Genomic DNA, 26,146 nt, shown 5'->3' on the forward strand with positions numbered 1-26,146 from the left:
TAGGGATTAACTTTAAAACGCTTATTTGAGCTTTGGCGTTTTTAACACTTTTTTCCGTAGCAAGTTTTTTAAATCACTTAGCATGGATACAATCAACTAATTATCTGTTATGTCAAAGTACGGTACAAATCGGCTCACTCAAAAGAAGTAGAACACCTAAATATTATGTTGTTTTAGCGGTAAAAAATACCGTGAAAACACGGGTTGTTCCGGTAGATGCAATTTTGATATATTAGGCGAAACTAATCCCTTAACTTAACATTTAAACTCCCCTGATTATGTCAACTAAACCCGAAACCCTACCCGAGCACTCGTTTGAAGACAGCGTAGTAACAAAAAAACAGCTGGCAGCGCTTTCTGCGAATTTTTTTAAAAAACTTCAGGTGATAGACAATGGCAGGCTTAGGCCCATTGACTGTTCAGACCCAAGCCATCCGGAAAAAAACGACTCCCGTGCTGTTATTTTCACAAAAAAAAATATCGATGCCCTTTTTGAAGCAAACCCCGGCGCAGATGGGTTGAAAATATATTTTGGCATACATGACCATGATATTTTCCCTATCCCGGAAGAGAGGCGCAAAAGGTATCAAAATAAGCTAATGGCGGTTTTAGTCACGCTCACCGGCTCGGTAGAAAACCTAAACGACGATGCCGGTGTTGCCGCAAAAGGCATGGATAACGCCGTGCTATGCCCTCCATTATTCGGTTGTTAATAATCTTGTAATACGTATATTAGTGGCAATGTTTGACCGTTTATATTTTTTTTTTGAAGCACTTGCGCTTATAGTTGCAGTGGTTCAGTTACCGAAACTTAAAAACACAGTTTATAAATACTTTGTGCCCTATCTTTTTTTTATTCTCATTTACGAATATGGTACGGTAAATAGCTGGTTTGGCATAAAGGGCAGTAACCTTTGGATAACCAACATTACCCTGTTTATTTTCTTTTTGTTCTATTCGCTTATTTTGTTGCAACTTATAAGAACACCACTATATAAGAAATGTATAAAGGCCGCAATTCTGTTTGCGGCCTTTTGTTATTTAGTGAACAATGCTTTTTTTCAGGGCTTTTGGAGTTTTAATTCCATAACAATTCTCTTACAGTATTTTATCCTTATTGTAATTACCTGTCTTTATTTTTATGAGTTAATGAACTACACGCACGTTCAGCTTTCCATTGTGTCTTTACCCGGGTTTTGGCTCAATACTGGCCTATTGTTTTTCTGTCTTGTTTACTTTCTGTTTTACGCATCGTTTACCTTTTTGGCGTACCAAAAACTCCAGGCGTTTGTTACATTATTTAGAATTGTTGCTAACCTTGCAAATGCCATATTATACTCCTTTTTAACTATTTCGTTTTTATGCGCCCGGAAAGCCAACAGCTTATTGTAATTATTATTGCTGGTACTATCATGCTGTTACTGTTGGGCATGTTTATAATAAGCTTTTTGTTTTTTTATCAACGTAAGCACAACAACCACATTACCGAAAAAGAGCAGCAACAGGCCGCTTTTAGGCAGGAACTGCTTAAAACGCAGATAGAGATGCAGGAGCAAACGCTTAATTACGTGAGCCGCGAAATACACGACAATGTAACGCAGGTGCTTTCCTTCGTTAAGCTTAACCTTGCCTTTACCGGCAACCTTGCCGAAACAGAACGGACCAATAAGATAGATGAGAGCCGAAAGTTGGTTTCGCAAGCCATAGGCGATTTACGCGACCTCTCTAAAAGTTTAAGTTTTGAGCATATAGCCCAGCTTGGGTTAGTAAAAACCATTGCCATTGAGGTAGAACGGCTGAACAAAAGCAACATTATGGAGGCTGTAATGAATGTAGAGGGTCAGCCCATTAGCCTGGGCGATGAGCGCGAGCTGGTGTTTTTCCGCATCTTCCAGGAGGCCTTGAACAACGCCCTTAAGCATGCCGGGGCCAGCCAGTTTAAAATAGGCATGCGGTATGAGGCCAACTCTTTTAGCCTCAGCATTGCAGATAACGGCGCCGGGTTCGATTATTCCGCATTAAAGGCGGGCGGCTCAGGCCTGCGCAATATGCAGAACAGGGCGGCATTAGTAGGCGCTGTTGCCAAAATAAGCAGCGACCCTGGTAAAGGCTGCTGCATAGCAATAGCTATAGCCTCGCTTGCCAAATAGGCTGCGGTTGCATTAATGCGGTAATACCTATATTCGCGCCCATGTTTGGGACTGTGTATTTCTTGTTCGAATTGATGGCCTTTATCTTTTCGGTGCTGCAATACACCAAAATGAAGGGAACACCTTACCGCTATTTTGTGCCTTATCTATTGTTTATCGTATTTTACGAATTCGGGACCATACAAAACTGGTTCAGCATCAATCATCGCAACTTGCATGCAACAAACATCAGCACTTACATCTCGTTCTTATTCTGCGCATTTTTCCTGCGGGGGCTCCTCAGAAACCCTTACTTTAAAAAACGGATGGCTGTCGCAATAGTCATAACTGTTGCATGTTCTCTTATCAACATGGCCTTTTTCCAGGGCTTTTGGGATCTCGATTCTTTCACCATCCTGATGCAATTCATGGTCATCATCGTTTTGTGCGGCATTTATTTTTATGAGTTGCTACATTACACCATACAGCCCCTGGTCCTTATAAAGCTGCCCGCTTTTTGGGTAAATACCGGGTTTTTGTTTTTTTGCGTGCTTAACTTTATGGTCTACGCTTCGTTTGCTTACATGGCCTACAAAGGCAATTATACTTATCTTCTATTGTTTAACGGCATTGCCAATATATCTATAGCCGTGCTCTACACCTGTTTAAGCCTGGCTTTTTTATGTTTCCGCAAGCAGCCCGCGCCGGCAGAAGGGGGCTAAGCTATACGCATTTGAGGCGCGTTTTATGGTCATAAGTGGCAAGGCTAAACGGTGTAAATTTTGTTTGCAGTATTATTCACATTTATTTAACTTAACCATCGCTTTTTACACCGCCAACCCGTCTAATTATCCGTTAAAAATTAGCGGGGTAGGCTTAAGGAATTTTACGGTACTGAGCAGCCTTTATCGGTATTGCTGCTTATAACAGCAGCAGCTAACCCGGAAAGGGTTGTTGTATTGCGATAGATGTTGAGACCCCCTTTTACAACAAAAAATGCCTACAGACACTATACAAATAGTACTGGTTGATGATCATCGCCTGTTCAGGAGCGGGCTGGTATCGCTGATAAACAGCCTTGGCGGATACAAGATACTTTTCGAAGCCGGCAACGGCGAAGAGCTTACCCGCAAACTCTCACCACAATTGAAGCCCGATATAATTTTGCTGGATATAAACATGCCGGTGATGGGCGGGATAGAAACCGCGCGCTGGCTGAAAGCAAATTATCCGGATATATGCGTAATTGTACTCTCCATGTTCGAGGATGCCGAAAAAGTGCTTACCATGGTGAAGCTGGGCGTGAAGGGCTACCTGCTTAAAGATTCGGAACCATACGAGTTTGAGCACGCGCTGCGCAAGGTATCGCAGGGCGAAATTTATTACCCCGAGTTTGTTACCCGCCACCTGGTAAACAATTACAACCGCAACGTCGACGATATAAAACTGAACAGCCGCGAGTTGGAGTTTTTGAAACTGGCCGGCACCGAACTTACTTACAAAGAAATTGCCGACCATATGTGCATCAGCGCACGCACCGTTGATGGCTACCGCGATCAGCTCTTCGAAAAACTACAGATAAAGAGCCGTGTGGGCCTGGTGCTTTACGCCATAAAAAACAATTTGATAGAGTTGTAATTTGCTAATTAAATTAGCAAATTTGTGCTTATGGCACATGAGGAGAATCCGGAGTTTTTTAAGGGGAGAGGGGCACAGGTAAACACGCACAACAAATTCCTGAAGAATAAGTACGTGCTGGAGCATGCCGAAGGGCTTGATGAGCAACTGCTGGAAGATACCCGCACGCAGCTTTTTGAAGAGAATGCCAAAAAAATCGTAAGCGAATCTAACAGTCCCGACCTGGGGCGTTTCGTATCCATAAACCCATACCAGGGCTGCGAGCACGGCTGCATATATTGCTACGCCCGCAATACGCACGAATATTATGGCTTCAGTGCCGGGTTGGATTTCGAGCGAAAGATCATCGTAAAACGTAACGCGCCGGAACTGCTTGAAAAGCACTTCAACAAACGGGGTTATGAGCCCGTGGCTATGGTACTCTCCGGCAATACCGATTGCTACCAGCCCATCGAACGAAAACTGAAAATAACCCGCGCTTTACTGCAGTTATTCCTTAAATACCGCAACCCGGTGAGCATTATCACCAAGAATAACCTGGTGCTGCGCGATCTGGATATCCTCAGCGAAATGGCCGTCATGAATCTTATCCACGTGAATGTGTCGCTCAATTCGTTAAACGAATCGTTACGCCAAAAGCTGGAGCCACGTACCGTAACCGGCATGGGCAGGCTGGCCGTAATACAAAAACTATCAGAAAAAGGCATCCCCGTGCGGGTGATGGTTGCCCCAATCATACCCGGGCTAAACAGCAACGAGATGCCCGAGATTATCAAGGCTGCAGCCGATAGAGGGGCATTGGCTGCAGGCTTTACCATAGTGCGCCTCAACGGCAGCATTGCCGAGCTTTTTACCGATTGGGTACACAAAGCCTTCCCCGACCGTGCCGAGAAAGTGCTGAACATGATAAAAGCCTGCCACGACGGCAACCTGAACGATAGCGACTTCGGCCGCCGCATGAGCGGCGACGGCCATATGGCCAACTCCATCCATCAATTATACCGTATGGCATGCGTACGATTCCTATCTGGCCGCGAAATGCCGCCTTATGACCTCACGTTGTTTACGCCAAAGGGCGGGAAGCAGATGGGGATGTTTTAATTGGCATTAGCACATGGTTCTTTAATTAATGTATATTAGTCCATAATAGAACAATGCTTAGCTCACTAACTCATAAAATTGTTTCCTATCCGGTTATTGCTAACTTCAATACAGATGATTGTGTTGATTGGGCTATTGAGATGATAAGCCTTGGATACGAAAGCGAGAATATTTTAATATTAGCCGGGCTGTCAAAACCACCTGATTATTTCGAAGCAATCAAGTATTTAAATGCCGCTTTATCAGAGCTTAACTTACAATCCAAAAGCGGCAACGATGGCATTGTGAGTTATGGGCACTATCTTGTTTCATTAATTAGCGCCGGTAGCTCTGTAAGGCAAAGCTTGGCTGAAATAACAGACATTTCCATCGATACAGACTGTAGAAATATACTATTCGACTTTCGGCTTCTAAATTGGGCTTGGGGAGATTTGGAATATGGTAATCCGTATCAGCATTATTGGGAAGGAGCCGACATCAACAATATCGAACAAATTGCTATTGACGTTGCGCGAAAATGGTTAAGTGTTCATTCAATTTAAATTCCAATAAAAAGGCCCTATAGCTAGAGCCTTTTAGGGTATAAGTTTGTAGTTGGCTGTGCGTCCACGTCTTCCAAAGCCATCAACCCGCATACGGCCGCAATGCCCGCGAATGATCTCCTTCGCCCATCCTGTTAAACCCAACCGTATCACGATACATTTGCGGGCTTACATCGGCATTGGTTTTAAAGAAGCGGCTAAAGTAACTTTCGTCGTTATAGCCCAATTCGTAGGCAATTTCTTTTACCGGCTTGTTGGTGAGGTACAATTCGCGTTTGGCTTCTATGATGATGCGCTCGGATATCAGGTCGGTTAATGTTTTATTGAAATGCGCTTTGGTGATCTTGGCCAGGGCTTTCGGGCTAATATTCAGCAAGTCGGCATATTCGCCGGCAGCATGGCGGGTTTTAAAATGGAGCTCAATATAATCCTTCAGCTTTTGCAGGATGAATGGCTCCTTTGCTCCTTCCAAAACCTTTTCTGCTTCGGGTTGCTGCTGTGTTTTTAGCCGCGAGGCGGTTATCAACAATATTTTAAGATAGGATACCAACAGCTCGTACTGCGCCAGCGCGGGGTTCTGCATTTCGACACGTATCTGCGTCAGTAACATTTCCAGCGTTGCAGAGGTGGGCTCGTCTAAATGTAAAAACGGAGGATTATAGATGTTGTTGAACAACACGCCATTACAGGCCACTTCTTTTTGATGTTTATGAATACAGAAGAAATCGGGATGAAAATGAAGCGCAACCCCGCTTATGCCTCCCTGTGGTGTAAACATAAACGGCTGGTAAGGCGCAAAGGCAAACAGTGTGTTGACTATAAAGGCATAGTCGTTAAAATCGGCCCGCACACTACCGCTCCCCTGCTTTATCCAAATAAGCGAATAATAGTTATTCCGCTGCACATGGTCGAAATAACTATTATCGCTAAATGCGAACAGTTTAAAGGCAAGGTTCCCGGTTTGCGGATTTACCAAAGTAAAGCTTTGCTGCTCTGTCATTACTTATAATTTACGGTCGGCTTCATCAATGGGCATATCGTTTATGCTGGCAAAGCGTTTTTGCATGTAGCCGTTCTCGTCAAACTCCCAAAGCTCGTTACCGTAGCTGCGGTACCATTGCCCGGCTTCATCATGCCACTCATATTCAAAGCGCACCGCCATGCGGTTCTCGCGGAAACCCCATAGCTCCTTTTTCAGTTTGTAATCCAGCTCCTTTTCCCATTTGCGGGTTAAAAAGGCTTTGATTTCTTCGCGTCCGTTGATAAAATCGGTGCGGTTCCGCCACTCCGAATCTACGGTGTAAGCCATGCTCACTTTCTCCGGGTCGCGGGTGTTCCAGGCATCCTCGGCCGCCTGCACTTTTTGCAGGGCGGTTTCCATATTGAAGGGTGGCAGCGGGTATCGTTTGTTTTCTGTGCTCATCGGTTTATTGTTTTGCCTGCAGGGCGTTTTACAATGCCGGTGCCGGTGGGAAATCTACCGCAATATCTGTTAAATTATGCAAGTAGTTCATGGCTGTTTTATCGCTTATCTGTAAAATTAAATCCACCAGGTTTTGGTTTGTGTAGCCGTTTGCATAAAAATCATTTACGGCCTCATCTGTAGCCCTGCCGCGGTCGGCTGTTATTTCGGCAGCCAGCTTAACCAATGCGTTAAGTTTGGGGTTTTCGCTTTTGCCTTTACGGAACTCCAGTATCTGCTCGTCGGTAAAGCCATTCATTTTGCCAATTAATGTGTGGGCGCTTAAGCAATACGCACAACCATTAACCTGGCTTACAATTAAATTAACGGCTTCTTTTTCTTTATTAGATAGCGTTGTTTTTGCGTTCTGGAAAGCGAGGTAGCGGGCAAGGCCGGCATCCGAGTAAGCTATGGTGGCGTACAGGTTTGGCACAAAGCCCAGTGCTTTCTTAAGGTTATCAAATATGGCCTGATTGGCGGGACTTACTTCTTCGCGGGTAGGTACTAAAAATTGAGTTTTCATTTTGCTGTATTTTTGTATGTCGTTATTGACAATACAAAGGTGCAGCATGCCACCATCCCGGTAAATGGATAAAGGGCGCAAGTACATGGATAGTTTTCCTTCGCGGGAGCATTCTTTTTTATAAATTAGCCTAATGCCTTTCACCTTTGCACACCCTGCTATCGTATTACCTTTAAGCCGTTTGCCTAAACGGATGGCATCATTAACAGCCTTAATAATAGGCAGTATGATTCCCGACTTTGAATATTTTATCAGGATGAAATTGATAGGTATTTACGGGCACAGCCTTGGTGGTTTATTTTGGTTCGACTTACCGCTGGGCTTGCTTGTATATTTTGCCTATCAACGGCTGGTAAAAAACCCTCTTATTGATTATCTACCGGCATACTTAAACCGCCGGTTCTCTGCTTATAAGAACACTGCTGCCAGCCAGCTTTCCGTAAACAATATAGCTATCATTATGATATGCCTTTTAATAGGCTCGGCTTCGCACCTTTTTTGGGACGGCTTTACACACAAGCAACGCTATTTTGCTGCGCACTTCCCGGTGTTTACTTCAACTATTAGCATAGCCGGGCATTCGGTGGCCGTTTATAAACTCTTACAGCATTGCAGCACGCTGGTTGGCTTCGGCGTAATTGGGTATGCTGTATCACGGTTGCAGAGGGCCGAGACAACAGTGAAGCAAAATAAAACCTGGTTTTGGTTTGGTGTACTTGGTATTATGTTGATGGTACTAGCTATAAAAACCATTGCATGCATTAAAACATGGAATAGCCAAAATGAATTTCCGTATGGTGATATTATCGTAACGGCCATTTCCGGGATATTACTTGGGCTTTTGTTGGTTTCCATTTTTGCCCCACAAAAAAAGGCCCCATAGCTGGAGCCTTCTAAATATAAATTTATAGTTGGTTGCTTGTTATACGTTTTCTTCTTCCAAAGCCATCAGCTCATCAACCAATATACGGCCGCAGTGCTCGCAAACGATGATCTTTTTGCGTTGGCGTATATCGCTCTGGCGCTGAGGAGGTATTTGGTTAAAACAGCCCGCGCATGAATCGCGCTGTATAGTTACTACCGCAAGGCCGTTCTTTGCATTGTTGCGCAGGCGGTTGTAAGCGGTAAGCAAGCGCTCTTCTATGTTCACGGTCGCTTTATCGGCCTGGCTGTTCAGCTCGTTTTCTTCCTTTTCAGTTTCGGCAGTAATGGTACCCAGCTCGTCTTTCTTGGCGTCAAGGTCGGCACGGCGGGCATCTAAATCGGCCTGTGCTTTTTCGTAGATGGCGGTTTTAGATGCTATCTCGAAACCAAACTCGCGGATTTTTTTCTCGCTTACCTGTATATCCAGACCCTGTATCTCAATCTCTTTAGAGATTGCGTCGTACTCGCGGTTGTTTTTAACCTCGTTAAGCTGGGCTTCGTATTTTTTGGTGTTGGCTTGCGATTCCTTGATGATGTTCTTGCGGGTCACAATTTCGTCCTCAAGGTCGTCCAGCTCGTTCTTTATTTTTTGTATGCGGGTTTCTAATCCGGCTACGTCATCTTCCAGATCGGCAACTTCCATAGGCAATTCGCCGCGTACCTGGCGTATCTTGTCAATTTTGGTGTGGATGGTTTGCAGGTCGTATAAAGCTTTAAGCTTTTGTTCTACAGTTTGTTCCATTAAATATAATATTTGACGGGGTTTGTATTTACTTTTGTTAAACGGACCGCAAAGTTAACAAATTTATTTTGAATAATTTCATGCAATAATTGTTGCGTAAATTGCTCACTTTCAAAATGTCCGATGTCGGCAATCACTATCTTTCCTTCTGCATCAAAAAACTCGTGGTATTTGTAATCTGCGGTGATAAAAATGTCGGCCCCGGCGGCTATGGCGTGCTTCAATAAAAAGCCTCCCGAGCCACCGCAAACCGCTACTTTTTTGATGGGCTTGTCCGTAAATTCGGTATGCCTTATAACGCTTGCGCGCATTTTGTCTTTTACGAATGCTAAAAAAGCATTGGCATCCTTAGCATTTTCCAACTCGCCAATCATGCCGCTACCCACTTGCTGGTTTTGGTTGGTGAGGGCGTAAAGGTCGTACGCCACCTCTTCATAGGGGTGCGCCAGTACCAGGGCCATAATTATCTTGCTCTCCAGGTTGGTAGGGTAAATGCTTTCTATGCGTATCTCGTGCTCGCGGTGGCGTTTGCCGGGCTCGCCCACGTAGGGGGTGGCGTGCTCGTTTGCTTTAAAGGAACCAAAGCCTTCGGCGTTGAAGCTTACTTCGCTGTAATTGCCAATGTTGCCCGCCCCTGCGGCAAATAAGGCATTGCGCACCTCTTCGGCCTGCGCAACGGGTACGTAGGTAACCAGCTTTTTGAGTAATTGGTGCTTGGGAGCCAGGATTCGGCTATTTTTTAAACCCAGCGTTTCGCAGATGCGTGCGTTAACCCCCGTCATGATGTTATCCAGATTGGTATGGATAGCGTAGATAGCGATGTTGTGGCGGATGGCTTTCTCTACCACGCGCTCAACATAGGTTTTGCCGTTGAACCTTTTTAGTCCTTTAAAAACGATGGGGTGGTGCGATACGATTACCTGGCAACCCATGGCTACGGCTTCATCTACTACGGCTTCGGTACAATCCAAAGAGATGAGCGCTTGGTGGATATCGGCATCCGGGTGGCCTACAATCAGGCCTGAATTATCGTAATCTTCCTGATAGGCCAGCGGAGCCAGGCTCTCCAGGTAAGCGGTAAGCTGTGCTAATTTCATATAAGCGAAGGTAATACAGGATTGAGGAGATTAAAAAGATTGACAGGATTTTATTTGAGTCGCTTCCTGTTGGTTAAATGGCATTCCTCCTAAATCTCTGTGAAGCTCCGCGGCTACTCCGCGCCCTCTGTGGTTAAAAATCACCACAAACAACAAAGACCAAAACGCCTGTAATATTTTCTTTGGTGGGCCAATCGCCGCCGGGCGCTGTGGCCCTTCCCAATGCTTACAATCGTTTCGGTCTTCCCGGGCGTTAAGCCCATTCAGTATTTATCTTATCACGCTTTTTTTGCCTTTGCGGTTTTCAGGTCGTTCTGCAACAGGGCCAGCAATTCTTTATCGAAACGAACGGTTAGCTTATGGGTGTTTTTGTTAAGGGTTTTCATGTTTGTATGTATTTAAAGTTTGGGGTGATGTTTTTGCGTTAATTATTCCTGAACGGCCATTTTGGTAATCTGGAAGCTTTCGTAAGCCATTTTCTGGTTATACTCTGTTGCGATGGAGCGGTGGTTAATTAAATCTATAATGGTACCTATAGCGCAGAAACCGCCTGTAAAAAAGTAGAGTATGCCCATTACAATTTGCCCGGTTACAAAGCGCTGTACGCCGGCAATGCACACAAAACCAAGTAGCGTATAAATCAGTATCTCTTGCGGGCTGCGCCGTTTGCCCGAGTAAACCATATAAAAGTATTGTTTCTGTCTTTCGCTCAGGCCGTTTGTTGCCTGTTGCAAAAATGTCATTTCTTCGGTTGTCATATCCGAGAAGGTCATATAAGGATCATAGTGCGTGTTCATGGCTGTTGTTTTTTAATGTTTGTGATGATTTATGATGTAAAACTACATCCAAACACAACTGTGGTCAATGCATTATTGGCAGCATGTGATAAAGTATCGGTAAACGAGGTGGATTTTACGGTGAAACAGGGCCGGGCTTTTGCCGGAAGAAAATCTATCGGTGAGTATCGCGCTTTTGCATGCGGGCGAGGTAGTTTACCGGGAAAATAAGGGCATATATCCTGTACATTATGCCAAGCACCGCCGGTATACCCAGCCAATGCGCGTGGAAAGAGGCCCGAATATCGCCGAGGAACAAGTAAGCGATGGCATGGCCTAGCCCACAGCCGGGGCACCAGACAAAGCCCAGATACTTTAAGGGGCACAAGCTAAAATGCGATGGCCCCGCCGGGTTGGTAAACGCCAGGCAAGCCATCGCAGCTATCCAAAATATCAGTTCGAAGTATCGGTTAAAAAGCTTTTTAATCAACCTTATTGCTGCGGGTGGTGAGCAGTAAAGATACGCCAAAGGCCATAATTACGCCAACCAGCAAAGCGCCAAAAATGCGGCCGCTAAAAGCCTGCAGTGTTGGATCGTGTGCGCTTATGCCGCCCCAGTTTACAAAAACGATGCCGATAAATGTAGTTAGCGCACCGCCTACCAGCAGTATCTTAAAGCTTTGGATGAGCGCCTCTAAAAAGCCCATCTTACCCTTTAATTCGCCATCGCGGAAATTCCTGACGCCGAAATAAAGCCCGATAAGCGGGATGAGTACCGACCCGTATTCTATGGTCGCCACCTTGCTATCGGTAAGATCGGCATGGTTGCCGCGCAGTACAAAAAGCCATATAGTGCTTAAAACGCCTATCACTACGCCGAAAATTACTGAATTTTTCATATTGAAGAAATTTTTAGTTTATGGTTTTGGTTGGCGCCGCCTTACTGGCAGCGAAATATCATTTAAAAGTAATGTATGTCCCGTTTTGTTTGCCCAAATTTTGCATAATTAACAGTAGAGGTCTTAAAGCCCTTTTTTGCCTATATTTGCATCGTTTTGAATATCCGCGATATATTAGAAAGGTATAAGGCCGACGAACGGATAAAGGCACTGGCGCAGGCGCTTAATGCCGGTAAAAATCCAAGGGTGCAGCTAAGGGGCTTAGTCGGATCGGGCGATGCGGCCATGGCTGCTGCGTTATATTTTTTGCAGCACAAGCACATGATATTCGTGCTGCCCGAGCGGGAAGAAGCTGCCTACTTCCAGGCCGACCTGGAAAGCCTTACCGGTAAAGAAGCCCTGCTTTTCCCATCATCATACCGCAAACCATTCGAATTTACCCAGCCCGATAGCAGCAATGTTTTGGCCCGCGCCGAAGTATTGAACGAACTTAACCACGCTACCGAATACGGCCAGCTCATCGTTACTTACCCCGAGGCCATTGCCGAAAAGGTGATAGACCGTGCTTCTCTGGAAAAAAACACCCTCGAGATTGCCGTTAATAATAAACTGAGCCTCGAATTCATCAGCGAGTTTTTGGTGGAATACGATTTCGACCGGGTTGATTTTGTTTACGAGCCGGGGCAGTTCTCGGTACGCGGTGGCATTGTAGATATCTTTTCCTTCTCGCACGATTTGCCTTACCGGGTAGAATTCTTTGGCGATGCCATCGAATCGATACGCACGTTCGAGATAGAGAGCCAGCTATCGGTAGAGAAGGTGAAGAATATCACCATCGTACCCAACGTACAATCTAAATTCCTTACCGAGAATAACATCTCCCTGTTGGAATATGTAGATGCCGGCACACAGGTGTGGATAAAGGATGTGCAGTTTACGCTGGATATTATCCAAACCGGGCATAAAAAAGCCACCCAATTGTGGAAGGCCCTTTCTGCAGAGGAGAAAAATCAGAACCCCGATTGGATAGACCCCAAATTCAGCTTTACCGACGAAAAACTGATAGCCGACCAACTGCACGATTTCCCGTTGGTAGAATTTGGCAAGCAATTCTTTTACCACGATGCCGCACAAATTATGTTCGATATGCGCCCGCAGCCGTCGTTCAATAAGGATTTTAGCCTGCTGATACATAATTTCAAGAACAACGAGGCCGATAAGGTAGAGAATTATATCCTTACCGATAGCGCAAGGCAGGTAGAACGCCTTTACGCCATTTTAGATGATTTGGATAAAACGGTAAAATTTACGCCGCTAAGCGTATCCATTCGCGAAGGATTTATAGACCGGGAGCAAAAACTCGCCTGCTATACCGACCACCAGATATTTGACCGATACTATAAATACAAACTTAAGAAAGGCTATCAGCGTTCGCAGGCCATCACGTTAAAAGAACTGCGCGATTTGAAGCCCGGCGACTTCATTACCCATATAGACCATGGCATAGGTAAATACGCCGGGCTGGAGAAAGTGGAAGTGAATGGTAAAGTACAGGAGATGATACGCCTGGTTTACGCCGATAACGACCTGCTGTACGTAAATATCAACTCGCTTAATCGCATCAGCAAATACAGCGGCAAGGAGGGTACGCAGCCCCGCATGAACAAGCTGGGCACCGACACTTGGGAACGGCTAAAGAAAACAACAAAAAAAAAAGTTAAGGATATAGCCCGCGACCTCATCAAACTTTACGCACTGCGTAAAGCGCAGGATGGCAACGCTTTTTCGCCTGATAGTTACCTGCAGACCGAACTGGAAGCATCCTTTTTATACGAAGACACGCCCGATCAGGAAAAGGCCACTACCGATTTTAAAAAGGATATGGAATCGCCGCACCCGATGGACCGCCTCATTTGCGGCGACGTTGGGTTTGGCAAAACCGAGATAGCCGTGCGTGCAGCGTTTAAGGCCGTTGCAGATAGCAAGCAGGTGGCTATATTGGTGCCGACGACCATCTTAGCCGCCCAGCATTATAAAACCTTTAGCGACCGCCTGAAGGGCTTCCCCGCCAATATCGATTACATCAACCGTTTTAAAAGCAGCAAGCAAATAAAGGACACCCTTGCCAAATTGAAGGAGGGCAAGGTAGATATCATCATCGGGACACACCGTTTGGTGAGTAAGGATGTAAAGTTTAAGGATCTGGGGTTGATGATTATTGATGAGGAGCAGAAATTCGGCGTATCCGTAAAGGAAAAGCTGAAACAGATGCGCGCCAATGTGGACACGCTTACCCTCACGGCAACGCCTATCCCACGCACCTTGCATTTTTCGCTGATGGGCGCACGCGATCTTTCCATCATATCCACTCCGCCGCCAAACCGCCAACCGGTAGTTACCGAGCTGCATGTGTTTAACGATAAGCTGATAAAAGAAGCCGTAGAGCACGAGATAGAGCGCGACGGGCAGGTGTTCTTTATCCACAACCGCGTTGCCGACTTGCCACAACTGGGCGGTATGATACACAAGCTCGTCCCCAAAGCCCGTATAGGCATAGCCCACGGGCAGCTGGAGGGCGACGCGCTGGAAGATGTGATGCTGAAATTCGTGAACCACGAGTACGATGTGCTGGTGGCGACTACCATCATCGAGGCAGGGTTGGACATCCCAAACGCCAATACTATTATTATCAACTACGCCCATATGTTTGGCTTAAGCGACCTGCACCAGATGCGCGGCCGTGTTGGGCGAAGCAACAAAAAAGCATATTGTTATTTGCTGAGTCCGCCGTTATCAACCCTCACCAATGAGGCCCGCAAACGCCTGAGCGCGATAGAAGAATTCAGCGATTTGGGCAGCGGCTTTAACGTAGCCATGCGCGACCTGGACATCCGCGGCAGCGGCAACCTGCTGGGTGCCGAGCAAAGCGGCTTTATTGCCGAAATAGGCTTCGATATGTACCACAAGATATTGGACGAGGCCATACAGGAACTGAAGGAAGACGAATTCAAAGGCGTGTTCCCCGATGAAAAGCCCAAGCCATTCATCAGCTTTACCCAGATTGATACCGACCAGGAGATACTAATACCGGATGAATACGTAACGAACATTGGCGAGCGGTATAACCTGTACACCGAATTAAGCAAACTGGAAAACGAAACCGAACTACAAGCCTTTAAGCAGCAACTGCACGATAGGTTTGGCCCCGTGCCCCTGCAGGTAAACGATTTACTGAACTCAATGCGCCTGCAATGGCTGGGCAAAACCATCGGTTTCGAAAAAGTGTCCCTTAAAAACAACGTACTGCGCGGGTACTTCATCACCAACCAGCAATCTGCCTATTTCGAAAGCGATGCCTTCCGCGAAGTGCTTGCCTTTGTACAGCGTAACCCGAGGCGCACCAACTTAAAAGAGGTAAAAAACACCCTCCGCTTAAGCGTAGATAGGGTGGGAAATATTAATGAAGCACTGGAAGTTTTGGAGGAGTTGTTGGTGGTTGGGGTGTAGACACCTATCGCTCGGGCCAACTCAATAAATCGTCCTGCCGAACTTGTTTCGGTATCCCATCATAAAAGCAAACACCTCTGCGATGTCACTGCGCATGTGGGATGCTGAATTTAATTCAGCAGGACGTTATTTAATATTCTTACCCCTCCGTCTTCTTACTCACCATCTCCGTAAAGCTCCTGGCAGCATTGGTAAAATCAGATGGTACCAATACAATAGTAGTGGTATTGTTATCGATGCCGATTTCCGATAGCATCTGCATGCGGCGAAGTTCCAGGGCTATCGGGCTGCCTTCCATTTGTTTGGCACCTTGCGTTAGTTTGATGGATGCTTCCAATTCGGCTTCGGCTTTGATGATACGGGCGCGTTTCTCGCGGATGGCTTCGGCTTCTCGTGCCATGGCGCGCTGCATCGATTCGGGGATCTCTACGTCCTTCATCTCTACCATCACTATCTTAATGCCCCATGGCTCGGTGGCAGCATCTACAATTTTTTGCATTGTTGAGTTTATCTGTTCGCGCTCGCGCAACACTTCATCCAAATGGTGCTGGCCGATAATGTTCCGCAGCGCTGTCACCGCAAACTGGTAAACCGCCTGGTTATAATTGGCAACCTTGATAATCGAGTCTTCTGGATTAATTACCTTGAACCAAAGCACGGCGTTCACCTTAATGGTTACGCTGTCTTTAGTGATGGTTTCCTGCTGCTCCAGATCAACCGTGCGGGTACGGATGTCAACGGTTATCTGCCTGTCAACAAAGGGAATGATAAAATAAAGCCCCGGACCGGCGGTATGGCTGTAGCGGCCTAAACGGAAAACAATGGCGCGTTGATACTCCTGCGCAATGTGAGCACTAATTACTACCAGCACAAGGGCGATAGCTAATACAATAAGTAAATACATGATGTTTTGTTGTTTAATGAACGCATCGCCTGCCTGTAGGTTCCGGGAGGATTTTGAGGTTTCGGGGAAGTTTCACCGGTATGCGATTACGCGGTAAATGTAGCGTACATTTCGATATATGCAAAAAATATTTTCAGCGGCTAATTGCCTGTAAAATAGCCAGGAATGACACATGATCCGTGCCAGCTGATATGCCTAAACGCGCCATTTCTGCTGCTATAAAATGTTGGCACGTAAATGGCAATACACCATTGGCAAACATAGGCCTGCAACCAATATGAAATTACCATTCAAGCGTACGCGCACCGATATAAAACAATACGCCGTTAAATTATCCAACGACGGCTTCAGGCAGATATTCGACCATATAGACCAGCTGAACATCAAACGCGGCGTGGATAAAATGGGGCTGGATAAATTCATCAACCAATGCGCCTACCTGGCAGCAGGCTCGGGAGCCATATCAGGCAGCGGTGGCATCATCACTATGTTGGTAGGCATGCCGGTCGATTTCATTAACCTCATCACTCAACAGTTCAGGGTTACCATGGCTATTATGTACTACAGCCGAGGTAGTTATAAAATAAGTTTCGAGGAATTTATGGGGCTGGTTGCCGCCTCTTTTAAAATAGAAGCCGGCGTTGCCATGACCAAAACCGTAATGGAAAGCATTGCCGAAAAGCTGTTACTGGCCTTTGGCGTACGCACTGCCGAAAGACTGATACCTGTTGTTGGCGCAGTAATTGGCGGCACGGCAAACTACCTGTTCGTAAAACGCATGGCCGATTCGGTAAAGAAATCGCAGGGGATAAAAGGGCCGGTTGAGGTGAAAGTTTATTAATTTAAGCCTTTGCGTACTTTTTAAGTTCAGCATGAGAAAAGAAAACTTCACGGTCGGGTTCGAGCGCTTGAACTACATGCGAAGCATAGAGTCTGTTTTGAACCAAACGCTGGTTTGCTGAACACAAGCTAATACCTGTTGTTGGAGTAGTAATTGGCGGCACGGCAAACCACCTGTTCGTAAAACGTATAGCCGATTCCGTGAAGAAATCGAAGGGTTAAATGACTCAACAGACGTTAAGGTTTTTTGATTGTAGTATGCCATCCCGGTTCTACGGAATAAGCCGCGATGAATTTTCGCAATTCTGCCCTTGTAAATAACACTTCGCGCGGTGGTTCAAAACTTTGTATAACATGCGGCAGCACATTATCCGTTGTTACAAGCAGTCCTTTAGGCGTAATGAGGAATTTGCTAATAATATCATGCGCTTTTAAGCCTCGGGCGGCCTCTAATAGTTCTTTGCGTGCGGAAATAGCATCAGCATCATGCGTCTGAGTAATCAGATTGCGCTTAATTCGTGAAATGAGGACTGCTTTGTACTTCTGCAATACATAATCCATACCCGCCTCGCCTAATACAGTGTTTAACGGTATCGGCTTCCCATCTTCAACAAATAGCGTCAGCCATTTTTGATAAGACGAAGGGTAAGCCACCATGCCTTCGTAAAGCAACCTAATGGAAACAAGCAGATTGTTGGAATACTCTACCTTATAATTTAAGCTCGTAACGCCGCATCCGCAAGTACTATAGTTGTCCACCACATCCGGGAGCTTATCGCCAGAGAATAATACCGAATCTGAAAACGCTTTTTGCAAAGCCGGGTAATCGTTAGATATTACAGGAATTAACAAACTATCCTTTTGATTTCCGTACTGCAGGTAAACCCTTTTTGTGCTTATAACTGGTGACTTTGCAGTGAGCGTTTTTTGTGCAAAGCCGCAAATACCGGCAAACAATAGGAAAATGGTAACCGACAGCCTTTTCATCTATTCGCGGTTATCTCATTGGTCAACGCAACAAAATCAGCCACGCTTAACCGCTCGGCCCTTAAATCGAGCGTTTTATTCTCGGTCATTTTTTCTTTATTGATGAGGGACGATAGCGCGTTGCGCAATGTTTTGCGTCGCTGGTTAAAGCCGGCCTTTACTACCTGCCAAAACAGTTTTTCGTCACAACCGAGAGTTTCGGTTTCGTTGCGGGTTAAACGGATAACCGCCGAGAGTACTTTGGGCGGAGGGTTAAAAACTCCTGCTTTAACTGTGAATAAATATTCAACTTTATAATAGGCCTGCAAAAAAACGCTCAGGATACCATATTCTTTACTGCCCGGCTTGCTGGCGCAGCGCTCGGCCACTTCTTTCTGGAACATGCCCACCACCTCAACAACCCGCTCCCGGTTATCCAATATCTTAAAAAGTATCTGACTGGAAATATTATAGGGGAAGTTTCCGATAACCGCCATCTTCGGCTCGAAGAGACTTGCGAAATCGAGCTCCAAAAAATCGGCATTGATTAATCTGCTGCCCAGTGCCGGGTATTTCTTTTGCAGAAACGTGTACGATTCTGTGTCGATGTCGATTAGGAAGGCTTCGTATTCGGGCTTTTGCAACAGAAAATCCGACAGGATGCCCATACCGGGGCCAACCTCCAGCACCTGCCGGTATTTATCGCCGGCGCGCAGGCTCTCCACCGTTTTCTGCGCAATATTTTTATCAGTAAGAAAGTGTTGGCCTAAATGTTTTTTTGCTCTTACTAATGTCATTATACAAGTATATTTAAGCAAATTAAGGCATATTTGCGCTTTATTAAGGAATTATAAACTTAAAATCTTTTTCTTTGCATATTAAGCTAAACCGCAACGGCCAAAGCTTAAAGCAATTATAACCATTTCCCTGTATTCAACTCGCCACAACGGCTAATCGGTGAAATCAGTTAAATCGGTGAAATCAAAATAAATCATGAGCGACAAACCTAAAATAGGGATAAGCATCGGCGATATTAACGGCATTGGGTTAGAGATAATCATCAAAACGCTGGCCGATACCAAAATATACGATTACTGCACGCCAATTGTTTACGGGCACAGCAAGGTGGCATCGTTCCACCGCAGGGCCACGCAGGTAAACGAGCTTAATTTCAATATCGTCGACGATGCATCGCAAGCAATATCCAAGCGGGCCAATATGGTGAACTGCTGGGAAGAAGACGTACGTATAGAGCTGGGCACCGTTACGGCCGAAGGCGGTAAATACGCTTATCAATCATTACAACGCGCTACCGACGACCTCCTGAGCGGCAAGATAGACGGACTGGTTACCGCTCCTATCAACAAAGATAATATCCAGAGCGAGGAGTTCAATTTCCCGGGGCATACCGAGTACTTGCAATCGCGCGATAGCGCAAACGAATCGCTGATGTTTTTGGTGAGCGAAACCCTACGCGTTGGCGTGGTTACGGGGCATATCCCCGTATCGAAAATATCGGAAAGCATCACTACCGAAAAAATCATAGCCAAACTGAAGCTGATGCACAGCAGCCTGCGCGATGATTTTTGGGTACGCAAACCCAAAATTGCCGTGCTGGGCCTAAACCCCCATGCCAGCGATAACGGCCTTATAGGCAATGAAGAAAAAGACGTTATCATCCCCGCCATAGAAGAAGCTCGTGCACATGATGTTCTGGCTTTTGGCCCATATGCGGCCGATGGTTTTTTTGCCAACGGCACTTACCTGCAGTTTGATGCTGTGCTGGCTATGTACCACGACCAGGGGCTTATCCCTTTTAAGCAAATCGCCTTCGAATCGGGCGTAAATTATACCGCCGGGCTCAGCTTCGTGCGCACTTCGCCGGACCATGGCACGGCTTATGATATTGCGGGCAAAAACATGGCATCGGAGATATCCTTCCGCGAAGCGTTATTCACGGCTATCCATATCATCAAACACCGCCGTGAAACAGCCGAGCTGAACGAAAACCCGCTGTTATTTACCAAGCTTAGCCGCGACAGGGACTAAAACCACTCTTTTAGCGATACTGTTTTAAGAAAATTGCCGTTTACTTAAAACATTTGTCCCTAAAAAACATTTTCCTGTTTAATGAGTAATTTAATTAACCGCATCCGGTCTATAGATGCGTTTCGTGCGGTTACCATGTTCCTGATGATTTTCGTGAACGATCTGGACGGCGTACCCAACACGCCCGAATGGCTCAAACACGTGGCCGTCAATGCCGATGGATTAGGATTAGCCGATACGATTTTTCCGGCCTTTTTATTTATAGTGGGGTTGGCCATCCCATATGCCTTTGCGCATCGCTCTAAAAAAGAGGATGCCAAAATACCCATGCGTATCATTACGCGCTCTTTTGCCCTCATCTTCATCGGCTTCTTCCACGCCAATATGGAAACTTACGATGAGGCCCACGCCATTTTGCCCCGGCCCGTGTGGGATAGCCTGGCAACTTTTAGCTTCTTTTTTATTTTCATTGATTATAGCAACACCGCATCTAAGCTAAAACGCTACCTATGCCAGGGCTTTGGCGTTGCCTTGCTAGTTGCTGTATGCGCAGTCTATAAGAGTTCCGACCCGGGGCACGCCTGGCTGCACCTTACCTGGTGGGGCATACTTGGGCTCATCGGCTGGGCATACCTTATTTGTGCCTTTATTTACCATTACTCCAACGGGGTGCTGTGGGTGCAGGCTGCTGCCTGGCTATTCTTCATGTTTTTTAATCTCGATTACCACTTTGGGCTGCTTACCTTCCTCAACCCCATACAACAATATGTTTGGATATCGGGCAATGGGGCCATGCAGGCGTTTACCATGGCGGGGATATTCGTGTCGGTATTATACATGCGCCTTGCCCAAAACCGCGAACTGAAGATGCTTTGGGTGGCCATGTTTTTGATAGCCATTATATTGTTCAACCTGGGCTTTATTGTGCGTTATTTCAGTGGGGGCATATCCAAAATGCGCGATACCCCCTCATGGGTGCTCATTTGCACGGGCATAAGCCTTATTGTTTACGCCATATTTGTTTTTGTGGTAGATACCTGCAAAAAGTACAACTGGGTAAAGGTGATAGAACCTGCGGGCACCAACACGTTCACCTGCTATCTGCTGCCTTACCTGTTTTACCCCATGTATCAAATGACCAACTTTACTTACCCCCAATACTTTGATCAGGGCAACGGCGGGCTTATCCGCTCCTTGCTTTTTGCGCTGGTAATTGTTTGGCTGGCTGGTTTATTGCAGAAAATAAACATCCGGCTGAAGATTTAGCTACGGTGCAGATTACAACTCTTTCCGCATCACATAATCGTTCATCCAATAAGGCCCTATGGCGATATCCTCTTCATACGCTATCGTGAAGCCCATCCGCTCATAAAAATCCTTGGCTTTGTTATAGCGGTTTACGTTAAGGTCGAGTGTATGCTTGCCTGCCTCTTTTGTTTTATCTGCAACGGCGTTAATCAGTATTTTGCCATAGCCTTTGCCCTGGGTTGCGGGCAGGCAATAAAGCTTGTGCAGCTTGTATATATCTGCATCTTCCTCGCGCGGCGAGTACGCGGCAAACGCAACCGGCGTGCCCTCTTCTATCAAAAGCAAATAGGCTTGCTCTCCCTTTTTCAATTGCCCTAAAATTTTATCGCGGGTGTAAATGGTGCCTAGCATGTAAGCAACTTGTTCTTTGCCCAACAATGGCTCGTAAGTGGGCCACCAGGTGTCTTCGGCTATTTGCAAAATGGTATCAACATCGGCCGTTGTGGCCTCTCTAATCAAATACATAATACAGCTTAGTGGTTCTCTTCTTTATCTATAATGAAGCCTGGCGTAATAGTTTGCCCCACGCCAAAGTATTCTTCCAACTCGTTCAGGGTTGATGAACTGGTGGCGATATCTTTAATGATGCGCCCTTTTTCCATCAGTAAGATGCGCTCGCATACATCGGTTATGTGGTTCAAATCGTGGCTGGATACGATTGTGGTTACGCCATTGTTCTTGTTCTCGGCCTTCAGAACATTCTTCAGGCGGAACTGCGTGCTTGGGTCGATGTTTGCGAATGGCTCATCAAGCATCAACAAATGCGGTTTCTGAAGCAGGCAGCTGCCCACGCCCACTTTACACTGGTTGCCCTTTGATAAATCGCGGATGTATTTGCCTTTCTTCAATACCTCGCCGTTAAAAAACTCCGTTAAGCCTGCCAAATATTCGTCTACCTGGGGCTTGTTTTGCTGGTGCAGGCCGCCTATGAAGTAAAAGTATTCTTCGGGCGTAAGGTAGTCTATCAGGAAACCCTCGTCCAGGTAAGAGGCCGTATAGTCTTTCCATTCCTCGGCACCTGCCACGTTCTTTCCGTTGGATAATACTTCACCGTCATCGGGGCGTATCAAATCCAGTATCATGCGGAACAGCGTGGTTTTGCCCGCGCCGTTATTGCCTACAAGGCCAATACTTTCGCCCTTGTTTATAGTGAGCGCAGGTACGTTTACTACGGTTACCCCGGCGTAAACCTTTTTTAAGTTTTTGATCTCAATCATCTTATATATTCCTGAAGCCTTCGGCTATTTTAAATCGTTTTTGGTAAAAATCTGCTTCCAGTTTCTTTATCCAGAAGCTGCGGGTAGCTATAAAGGCCAGCCCGATGATGGCCATTGCGGCATATCCCGGGTAAGGCATCCCCAACAAGCTGAACGGCCAGTACACAACGTAAGGCAATATCAGTAGCGGGAACGAGAGCAGCAATTGGGTTGCGCCTACGCCTTCCCAGTTGAAGGACGCACCCTTAGATAGGTCGATACGTTTGTAATTGCGGTTGGCAAAAAACAATACAATGGTGGTGTTTACGCCCAGGTTCCATAGATACATCACAAAGTGGATGAGGATAACCTTCCAGCCGAAGTACACATACGGCAGCGTGAGCAAAAAAGCCAGGGTTGATACTACTGTAAACAGCAGATATTTGGCCTTCAAAAAATCGGAGAATTTGATCTTGCTCACCAGCAAGCCATCAAAGTGCGATGCCTGCCAGCTGAACATAAACTGCCCGTAGCTGATGATGAAGATACCGGTCATAAACATGCCCACGAACACCTTGAAGCCATCGGGATAGGCTTTTTGGGTGTAGAATATCAGCCCGTAAAACAACATGAAACTACTCATTACCAATGCCGAGCGAGATCGTTTGTTGCGCAGGATGAGCTTAATTTCGTTGGCCACCAAATCGCCCACGCTGCCGTAACGGCCAAGGAAAGGTATCTCGGTACTGCTTTTATAGGCAGAAGCTTTACGTGAACCCAGTTCTTCGAGATATAGGTTACCCTTTAAGTAAATAAAGTTGAAGTAAAACATGCCCAGGCCCAATACCAGCGGTAGCAAGGCAAAATAAGGTTTGGTGAGCAAGGCCCCGAAATATAAGTAAGATAGGTTACGCAGCGAATAAATATGCCATGCGAAATCGCCGGCTATAGCAAGGCCCAACACCGCAAAGGCCACCAAAAATACCCAGCCGTTTAAATTGGACTTGCGCTTGATGTACATAGCCAGGTAATTATTGAATACCGACAGCGATATTACCGCGACCAAAAACGCAATGGCCACCAAGGCACCCGATGAAGGCAAAATAACTTTGATGATGAACGGCCCAAAAAGCACGATGGGCCACAGGTTAAAAAACGAAAGCAGCGCAGTTAAGGCCAGGTAACCTACAACACTGTTGCGCTTTACCGGCAAATGCAGGTATGGCTGCACCTTAAGCGTAGGCAGCTCCTGCAACTGCATACGCATAAGCATATCAAACAAAAAGTAAATGAGGATGATTCCGCAAAAGGTAGCCACCAAATCCTCTTTGGGGAACACCTTGCCTAAAATCATATCCAGCAATACGCCCAATGCTACTACGTAAAGCAACAGGATAAGGATAAGCACGCCCATTACCGCCTTCACGGCTATGGTTTTGCCGGTGTTTTTTGAACGCCAGAAGGCTTTTAACTCGTGGCTAAAAAAGGTTGAGATCATATTATGTGATTATTTGGCAAACAGTTCCGGGTGTTTTTTGCGGTACTGCCTTTTAAGGATTATCATAATTATAAAAATGAGGCCAGGGCACCAGTAGGCAATACGCATGCTAAAGATACTTACCAAAAACGAAAGCAGGAAAACGCTGGGTGCAATCATCGAGCGGGTTTTGCAATAAGCTACAAAAGCGGGATTGTCCAGTCCCTCGCTCAGCTTATTGGCCGGGTTACTGATAATATACCACAAACGGGTATTCATAAAACCGGTAAGGCAAATATTTACCACATAAAATCCCAGTGGTACGGCACTGTAAGATAGCCAGTAATCGCTGTAAAAGGCCGAACTAAACGGCATCAGCACGATGGAAAATAACAGGAAAAGGTTGGTCCAAACCAGTTTGGGGCTGTAATGTACCACGTATTTAAATATTTGGTGGTGATTAACCCAATACAAGGCTATCACAAAAAAACTCACAATAAAGCCTATAAACTTTGGGATAAGAACCCGCAAGCCGAGTACTATCTCTGCCGAACTAAACCGTTCGCCATGCACTTCGGGTACTTTTATCTCAATTATCAACAGGGTGATAGCTATCGCAAAAACAGCATCACTGAAGAAAGCGATCCGCTCTACCTGGAATTCTTTTTTTAGATCGGGGTGTTGCATCGGTTAAAGGTTAACGACGGAAGATAACAATATTAACTAATACTTATACCTGTCGCCCCAAAGTTTCCTCATTTTCTCTTTGGACTCGTTTTCTTTCGCGTTGTTACCCGGCTCATAAATTTTTGTGCCGCGGATGGCTTCCGGCAGAAAATCAAGGTCGGCAAAATTGCCTTCGTAGCTGTGGGCATACTTGTAGTTTTTGCCGTAACCGATGTTCTTCATCAGTTTGGTGGGCGCGTTACGTAGGTGCAGGGGCACGGGCAGGTCGCCGGTTTGCTTTACTAAGGCTATTGCAGTGCCAATAGCCGTGGTGGCCGAATTGCTTTTGGCCGATGTGGCCAAATAAATCACCGTTTGCGATAGTATCAATTGCGACTCGGGCATACCGATAACCTGTACGGCGTTAAAACAACTTTGCGCCAGCAACAACGCGTTGGGGTTGGCGTTGCCGATGTCCTCTGACGCTAAAATGAGCATACGGCGGGCAATGAATAGTGGATCTTCGCCGCCAACAATCATACGGGCCAGCCAGTAAACGGCCCCGTTAGGGTCGCTGCCGCGCATGGATTTAATGAATGCCGAAATGATGTCGTAATGTTGCTCGCCGGTTTTATCGTAAAGGGCCATGTTTTGCTGCACATGCTCCAGCACTACATCATTGTTCAGTACTATTTTCTTACTGTCGAAAGCGTTCACCAGCAGCTCGAAGATATTGAGCAGCTTGCGCGCATCGCCGCCGCTGAGGCGCAGCAGGGCCTCGTGCTCTTCAATTACGATATTTTTTTCTTTGAGGACTACGTCTTCCTTTTGCGCTTTATCCAATAAGTCGAGCATATCCTGCTCCGCGAGATGCTGCAATATATAAACCTGGCAGCGGGAGAGCAAAGCGGAGATAACCTCGAAGGAGGGGTTTTCGGTAGTGGCACCTATCAGCGTAACAATGCCGCGTTCCACCGCGCCAAGCAAAGAGTCCTGCTGCGATTTGGAGAAGCGGTGAATCTCATCAATAAACAGTACAGGCAGCACCTCGCCCTGTTCCTTCAGGATAGAAGCCTTTTCTATCACCTCGCGTACATCCTTTACGCCCGAATTGATGGCGCTCAACGAAAAGAACGGACGTGACAGTGATTGCGAAATAATATAGGCCAGCGTAGTTTTACCCACCCCCGGCGGCCCCCAAAACAGCATGGAGGGTAACGAGCCGCTCTCTATGGCCTTGCGCAGTACTGCGCCCGGGCCAACCAGATGTTTTTGCCCAACATAATCATCCAGCGATTTTGGGCGCATGCGTTCGGCTAATGGCGGCAGGTTGTTCATAAATGTAAAATTCAGAAATAGAAATGCTAAATCCTAAAAAAGTTAGTACGTTTAAATAACAA

The 26,146-nt window shown here is 46.1% G+C and carries 27 protein-coding genes; 11 read left to right on the forward strand and 16 right to left on the reverse strand.

Going from position 1 to position 26,146, the window contains the following annotated elements:
• The first annotated feature begins 278 nt into the window (after positions 1-278).
• The 6 genes from AC1DXC_RS03535 (at position 279) to AC1DXC_RS03560 (ending at position 5,410) form a co-directional block, all read left to right on the forward strand.
• A complete protein-coding gene (locus AC1DXC_RS03535) occupies positions 279-713 on the forward strand; it encodes a hypothetical protein (protein WP_477457754.1) in 435 nt (144 codons plus the stop codon).
• A gap of 699 nt (positions 714-1,412) precedes the next feature.
• Positions 1,413-2,150: a sensor histidine kinase gene (locus AC1DXC_RS03540; RefSeq protein WP_477457755.1), complete on the forward strand. Its 738-nt coding sequence runs from the start codon at positions 1,413-1,415 to the stop codon at positions 2,148-2,150.
• A gap of 41 nt (positions 2,151-2,191) precedes the next feature.
• Entirely contained in the window at positions 2,192-2,851 is a 660-nt protein-coding gene (locus AC1DXC_RS03545) for a hypothetical protein (RefSeq protein ID WP_477457756.1), read from the forward strand.
• Positions 2,852-3,125: 274 nt separating this feature from the next.
• The gene (locus AC1DXC_RS03550) at positions 3,126-3,767 is read left to right on the forward strand and encodes a response regulator transcription factor (RefSeq protein WP_477457757.1); all 642 of its coding nucleotides are present in this window, start codon (positions 3,126-3,128) and stop codon (positions 3,765-3,767) included.
• 30 nt (positions 3,768-3,797) lie between these two features.
• On the forward strand, positions 3,798-4,868 hold the full coding sequence (locus AC1DXC_RS03555; protein ID WP_477457758.1) for a PA0069 family radical SAM protein: 1,071 nt from the start codon (positions 3,798-3,800) through the stop codon (positions 4,866-4,868).
• A gap of 53 nt (positions 4,869-4,921) precedes the next feature.
• Positions 4,922-5,410, forward strand: a complete 489-nt coding sequence (locus AC1DXC_RS03560) for a hypothetical protein (protein WP_477457759.1) — start codon at positions 4,922-4,924, stop codon at positions 5,408-5,410.
• 82 nt (positions 5,411-5,492) lie between these two features.
• Here AC1DXC_RS03560 and AC1DXC_RS03565 read toward each other — a convergent pair whose 3' ends face one another.
• Genes AC1DXC_RS03565 through AC1DXC_RS03575 form a run of 3 tightly spaced genes read right to left on the reverse strand, consistent with a single transcriptional unit; the run spans position 5,493 to position 7,395 of the window.
• Positions 5,493-6,410, reverse strand: coding sequence for a helix-turn-helix domain-containing protein (locus AC1DXC_RS03565; protein ID WP_477457760.1), 918 nt, complete (start codon positions 6,408-6,410; stop codon positions 5,493-5,495).
• Positions 6,411-6,413: 3 nt separating this feature from the next.
• A complete protein-coding gene (locus AC1DXC_RS03570; RefSeq protein ID WP_477457761.1) occupies positions 6,414-6,833 on the reverse strand; it encodes a nuclear transport factor 2 family protein in 420 nt (139 codons plus the stop codon).
• 28 nt (positions 6,834-6,861) lie between these two features.
• The gene (locus AC1DXC_RS03575) at positions 6,862-7,395 is read right to left on the reverse strand and encodes a carboxymuconolactone decarboxylase family protein (RefSeq protein ID WP_477457762.1); all 534 of its coding nucleotides are present in this window, start codon (positions 7,393-7,395) and stop codon (positions 6,862-6,864) included.
• Between the two features lie 133 nt (positions 7,396-7,528).
• Here AC1DXC_RS03575 and AC1DXC_RS03580 point away from each other — a divergent pair, with 133 nt between their 5' ends.
• Positions 7,529-8,278 carry a DUF4184 family protein gene (locus AC1DXC_RS03580; RefSeq protein ID WP_477457763.1) on the forward strand — a complete coding sequence of 250 codons (750 nt, stop codon included), beginning with the start codon at positions 7,529-7,531 and terminating at the stop codon, positions 8,276-8,278.
• A gap of 39 nt (positions 8,279-8,317) precedes the next feature.
• Here AC1DXC_RS03580 and AC1DXC_RS03585 read toward each other — a convergent pair whose 3' ends face one another.
• From AC1DXC_RS03585 to AC1DXC_RS03605, 5 genes are all read right to left on the reverse strand, one after another.
• Positions 8,318-9,061: a zinc ribbon domain-containing protein gene (locus tag AC1DXC_RS03585; protein WP_477457764.1), complete on the reverse strand. Its 744-nt coding sequence runs from the start codon at positions 9,059-9,061 to the stop codon at positions 8,318-8,320.
• Positions 9,061-10,158, reverse strand: a complete 1,098-nt coding sequence (locus AC1DXC_RS03590; RefSeq protein WP_477457765.1) for a Nif3-like dinuclear metal center hexameric protein — start codon at positions 10,156-10,158, stop codon at positions 9,061-9,063. Before AC1DXC_RS03590 ends, AC1DXC_RS03585 begins: the two co-directional genes overlap by 1 nt.
• A 428-nt stretch (positions 10,159-10,586) precedes the next feature.
• Positions 10,587-10,955, reverse strand: a complete 369-nt coding sequence (locus AC1DXC_RS03595; RefSeq protein WP_477457766.1) for a TM2 domain-containing protein — start codon at positions 10,953-10,955, stop codon at positions 10,587-10,589.
• 154 nt (positions 10,956-11,109) lie between these two features.
• The gene (locus tag AC1DXC_RS03600) at positions 11,110-11,424 is read right to left on the reverse strand and encodes a DUF2752 domain-containing protein (protein WP_477457767.1); all 315 of its coding nucleotides are present in this window, start codon (positions 11,422-11,424) and stop codon (positions 11,110-11,112) included.
• Positions 11,417-11,833 (reverse strand): DUF4199 domain-containing protein, encoded by a 417-nt coding sequence (locus tag AC1DXC_RS03605; RefSeq protein WP_477457768.1) that lies wholly within the window; start codon positions 11,831-11,833, stop codon positions 11,417-11,419. The genes AC1DXC_RS03600 and AC1DXC_RS03605 overlap by 8 nt, the downstream gene beginning before the upstream one ends.
• Positions 11,834-11,989: 156 nt before the next feature.
• Here AC1DXC_RS03605 and mfd point away from each other — a divergent pair, with 156 nt between their 5' ends.
• On the forward strand, positions 11,990-15,340 hold the full coding sequence (gene mfd, locus AC1DXC_RS03610; protein ID WP_477457769.1) for a transcription-repair coupling factor: 3,351 nt from the start codon (positions 11,990-11,992) through the stop codon (positions 15,338-15,340).
• Positions 15,341-15,479: 139 nt separating this feature from the next.
• Here the strand turns inward: mfd and AC1DXC_RS03615 are convergent, their stop codons facing one another.
• Entirely contained in the window at positions 15,480-16,244 is a 765-nt protein-coding gene (locus AC1DXC_RS03615; RefSeq protein WP_477457770.1) for a slipin family protein, read from the reverse strand.
• Positions 16,245-16,521: 277 nt separating this feature from the next.
• On the opposite strand from AC1DXC_RS03615, the gene AC1DXC_RS03620 reads away from it, so the two are divergent.
• A complete protein-coding gene (locus tag AC1DXC_RS03620; RefSeq protein WP_477457771.1) occupies positions 16,522-17,085 on the forward strand; it encodes a hypothetical protein in 564 nt (187 codons plus the stop codon).
• Positions 17,086-17,321: 236 nt separating this feature from the next.
• Here AC1DXC_RS03620 and AC1DXC_RS03625 read toward each other — a convergent pair whose 3' ends face one another.
• Positions 17,322-18,041 (reverse strand): hypothetical protein, encoded by a 720-nt coding sequence (locus tag AC1DXC_RS03625; RefSeq protein ID WP_477457772.1) that lies wholly within the window; start codon positions 18,039-18,041, stop codon positions 17,322-17,324.
• A 26-nt stretch (positions 18,042-18,067) separates the two neighbouring features.
• A complete protein-coding gene (gene rsmA, locus AC1DXC_RS03630; protein WP_477457773.1) occupies positions 18,068-18,847 on the reverse strand; it encodes a 16S rRNA (adenine(1518)-N(6)/adenine(1519)-N(6))-dimethyltransferase RsmA in 780 nt (259 codons plus the stop codon).
• A 196-nt stretch (positions 18,848-19,043) separates the two neighbouring features.
• Here rsmA and pdxA point away from each other — a divergent pair, with 196 nt between their 5' ends.
• Positions 19,044-20,099, forward strand: coding sequence for a 4-hydroxythreonine-4-phosphate dehydrogenase PdxA (gene pdxA, locus AC1DXC_RS03635; protein WP_477457774.1), 1,056 nt, complete (start codon positions 19,044-19,046; stop codon positions 20,097-20,099).
• Between the two features lie 81 nt (positions 20,100-20,180).
• Complete coding sequence (locus tag AC1DXC_RS03640) at positions 20,181-21,365, forward strand: DUF5009 domain-containing protein (RefSeq protein ID WP_477457775.1); 1,185 nt, start codon at positions 20,181-20,183, stop codon at positions 21,363-21,365.
• A 12-nt stretch (positions 21,366-21,377) separates the two neighbouring features.
• Here AC1DXC_RS03640 and AC1DXC_RS03645 read toward each other — a convergent pair whose 3' ends face one another.
• Genes AC1DXC_RS03645 through AC1DXC_RS03665 form a run of 5 tightly spaced genes read right to left on the reverse strand, consistent with a single transcriptional unit; the run spans position 21,378 to position 26,084 of the window.
• A complete protein-coding gene (locus AC1DXC_RS03645) occupies positions 21,378-21,872 on the reverse strand; it encodes an N-acetyltransferase family protein (RefSeq protein ID WP_477457776.1) in 495 nt (164 codons plus the stop codon).
• 8 nt (positions 21,873-21,880) lie between these two features.
• Positions 21,881-22,624 (reverse strand): ABC transporter ATP-binding protein, encoded by a 744-nt coding sequence (locus tag AC1DXC_RS03650; RefSeq protein WP_477457777.1) that lies wholly within the window; start codon positions 22,622-22,624, stop codon positions 21,881-21,883.
• A 1-nt stretch (position 22,625) separates the two neighbouring features.
• Positions 22,626-24,101 (reverse strand): DUF5687 family protein, encoded by a 1,476-nt coding sequence (locus AC1DXC_RS03655; protein ID WP_477457778.1) that lies wholly within the window; start codon positions 24,099-24,101, stop codon positions 22,626-22,628.
• A 9-nt stretch (positions 24,102-24,110) separates the two neighbouring features.
• Positions 24,111-24,767: a TMEM175 family protein gene (locus AC1DXC_RS03660; RefSeq protein ID WP_477457779.1), complete on the reverse strand. Its 657-nt coding sequence runs from the start codon at positions 24,765-24,767 to the stop codon at positions 24,111-24,113.
• 36 nt (positions 24,768-24,803) lie between these two features.
• A complete protein-coding gene (locus AC1DXC_RS03665) occupies positions 24,804-26,084 on the reverse strand; it encodes a replication-associated recombination protein A (protein WP_477457780.1) in 1,281 nt (426 codons plus the stop codon).
• Between the last annotated feature and the right edge of the window lie 62 nt (positions 26,085-26,146).

The organism is Mucilaginibacter sp. P2_D11, from assembly GCF_056404435.1.

Coding starts and splice junctions, on each gene's coding strand:
- AC1DXC_RS03535 (WP_477457754.1), top strand. CDS start 279: ATGTCAACTAAACCCGAAACCCTACCCGAGCACTCGTTTGAAGACAGC.
- AC1DXC_RS03540 (WP_477457755.1), top strand. CDS start 1,413: ATGCTGTTACTGTTGGGCATGTTTATAATAAGCTTTTTGTTTTTTTAT.
- AC1DXC_RS03545 (WP_477457756.1), top strand. CDS start 2,192: ATGTTTGGGACTGTGTATTTCTTGTTCGAATTGATGGCCTTTATCTTT.
- AC1DXC_RS03550 (WP_477457757.1), top strand. CDS start 3,126: ATGCCTACAGACACTATACAAATAGTACTGGTTGATGATCATCGCCTG.
- AC1DXC_RS03555 (WP_477457758.1), top strand. CDS start 3,798: ATGGCACATGAGGAGAATCCGGAGTTTTTTAAGGGGAGAGGGGCACAG.
- AC1DXC_RS03560 (WP_477457759.1), top strand. CDS start 4,922: ATGCTTAGCTCACTAACTCATAAAATTGTTTCCTATCCGGTTATTGCT.
- AC1DXC_RS03565 (WP_477457760.1), bottom strand. CDS start 6,410: ATGACAGAGCAGCAAAGCTTTACTTTGGTAAATCCGCAAACCGGGAAC.
- AC1DXC_RS03570 (WP_477457761.1), bottom strand. CDS start 6,833: ATGAGCACAGAAAACAAACGATACCCGCTGCCACCCTTCAATATGGAA.
- AC1DXC_RS03575 (WP_477457762.1), bottom strand. CDS start 7,395: ATGAAAACTCAATTTTTAGTACCTACCCGCGAAGAAGTAAGTCCCGCC.
- AC1DXC_RS03580 (WP_477457763.1), top strand. CDS start 7,529: ATGCCTTTCACCTTTGCACACCCTGCTATCGTATTACCTTTAAGCCGT.
- AC1DXC_RS03585 (WP_477457764.1), bottom strand. CDS start 9,061: ATGGAACAAACTGTAGAACAAAAGCTTAAAGCTTTATACGACCTGCAA.
- AC1DXC_RS03590 (WP_477457765.1), bottom strand. CDS start 10,158: ATGAAATTAGCACAGCTTACCGCTTACCTGGAGAGCCTGGCTCCGCTG.
- AC1DXC_RS03595 (WP_477457766.1), bottom strand. CDS start 10,955: ATGAACACGCACTATGATCCTTATATGACCTTCTCGGATATGACAACC.
- AC1DXC_RS03605 (WP_477457768.1), bottom strand. CDS start 11,833: ATGAAAAATTCAGTAATTTTCGGCGTAGTGATAGGCGTTTTAAGCACT.
- AC1DXC_RS03615 (WP_477457770.1), bottom strand. CDS start 16,244: ATGTATTTACTTATTGTATTAGCTATCGCCCTTGTGCTGGTAGTAATT.
- AC1DXC_RS03620 (WP_477457771.1), top strand. CDS start 16,522: ATGAAATTACCATTCAAGCGTACGCGCACCGATATAAAACAATACGCC.
- rsmA (WP_477457773.1), bottom strand. CDS start 18,847: ATGACATTAGTAAGAGCAAAAAAACATTTAGGCCAACACTTTCTTACT.
- pdxA (WP_477457774.1), top strand. CDS start 19,044: ATGAGCGACAAACCTAAAATAGGGATAAGCATCGGCGATATTAACGGC.
- AC1DXC_RS03640 (WP_477457775.1), top strand. CDS start 20,181: ATGAGTAATTTAATTAACCGCATCCGGTCTATAGATGCGTTTCGTGCG.
- AC1DXC_RS03645 (WP_477457776.1), bottom strand. CDS start 21,872: ATGTATTTGATTAGAGAGGCCACAACGGCCGATGTTGATACCATTTTG.
- AC1DXC_RS03650 (WP_477457777.1), bottom strand. CDS start 22,624: ATGATTGAGATCAAAAACTTAAAAAAGGTTTACGCCGGGGTAACCGTA.
- AC1DXC_RS03655 (WP_477457778.1), bottom strand. CDS start 24,101: ATGATCTCAACCTTTTTTAGCCACGAGTTAAAAGCCTTCTGGCGTTCA.
- AC1DXC_RS03660 (WP_477457779.1), bottom strand. CDS start 24,767: ATGCAACACCCCGATCTAAAAAAAGAATTCCAGGTAGAGCGGATCGCT.
- AC1DXC_RS03665 (WP_477457780.1), bottom strand. CDS start 26,084: ATGAACAACCTGCCGCCATTAGCCGAACGCATGCGCCCAAAATCGCTG.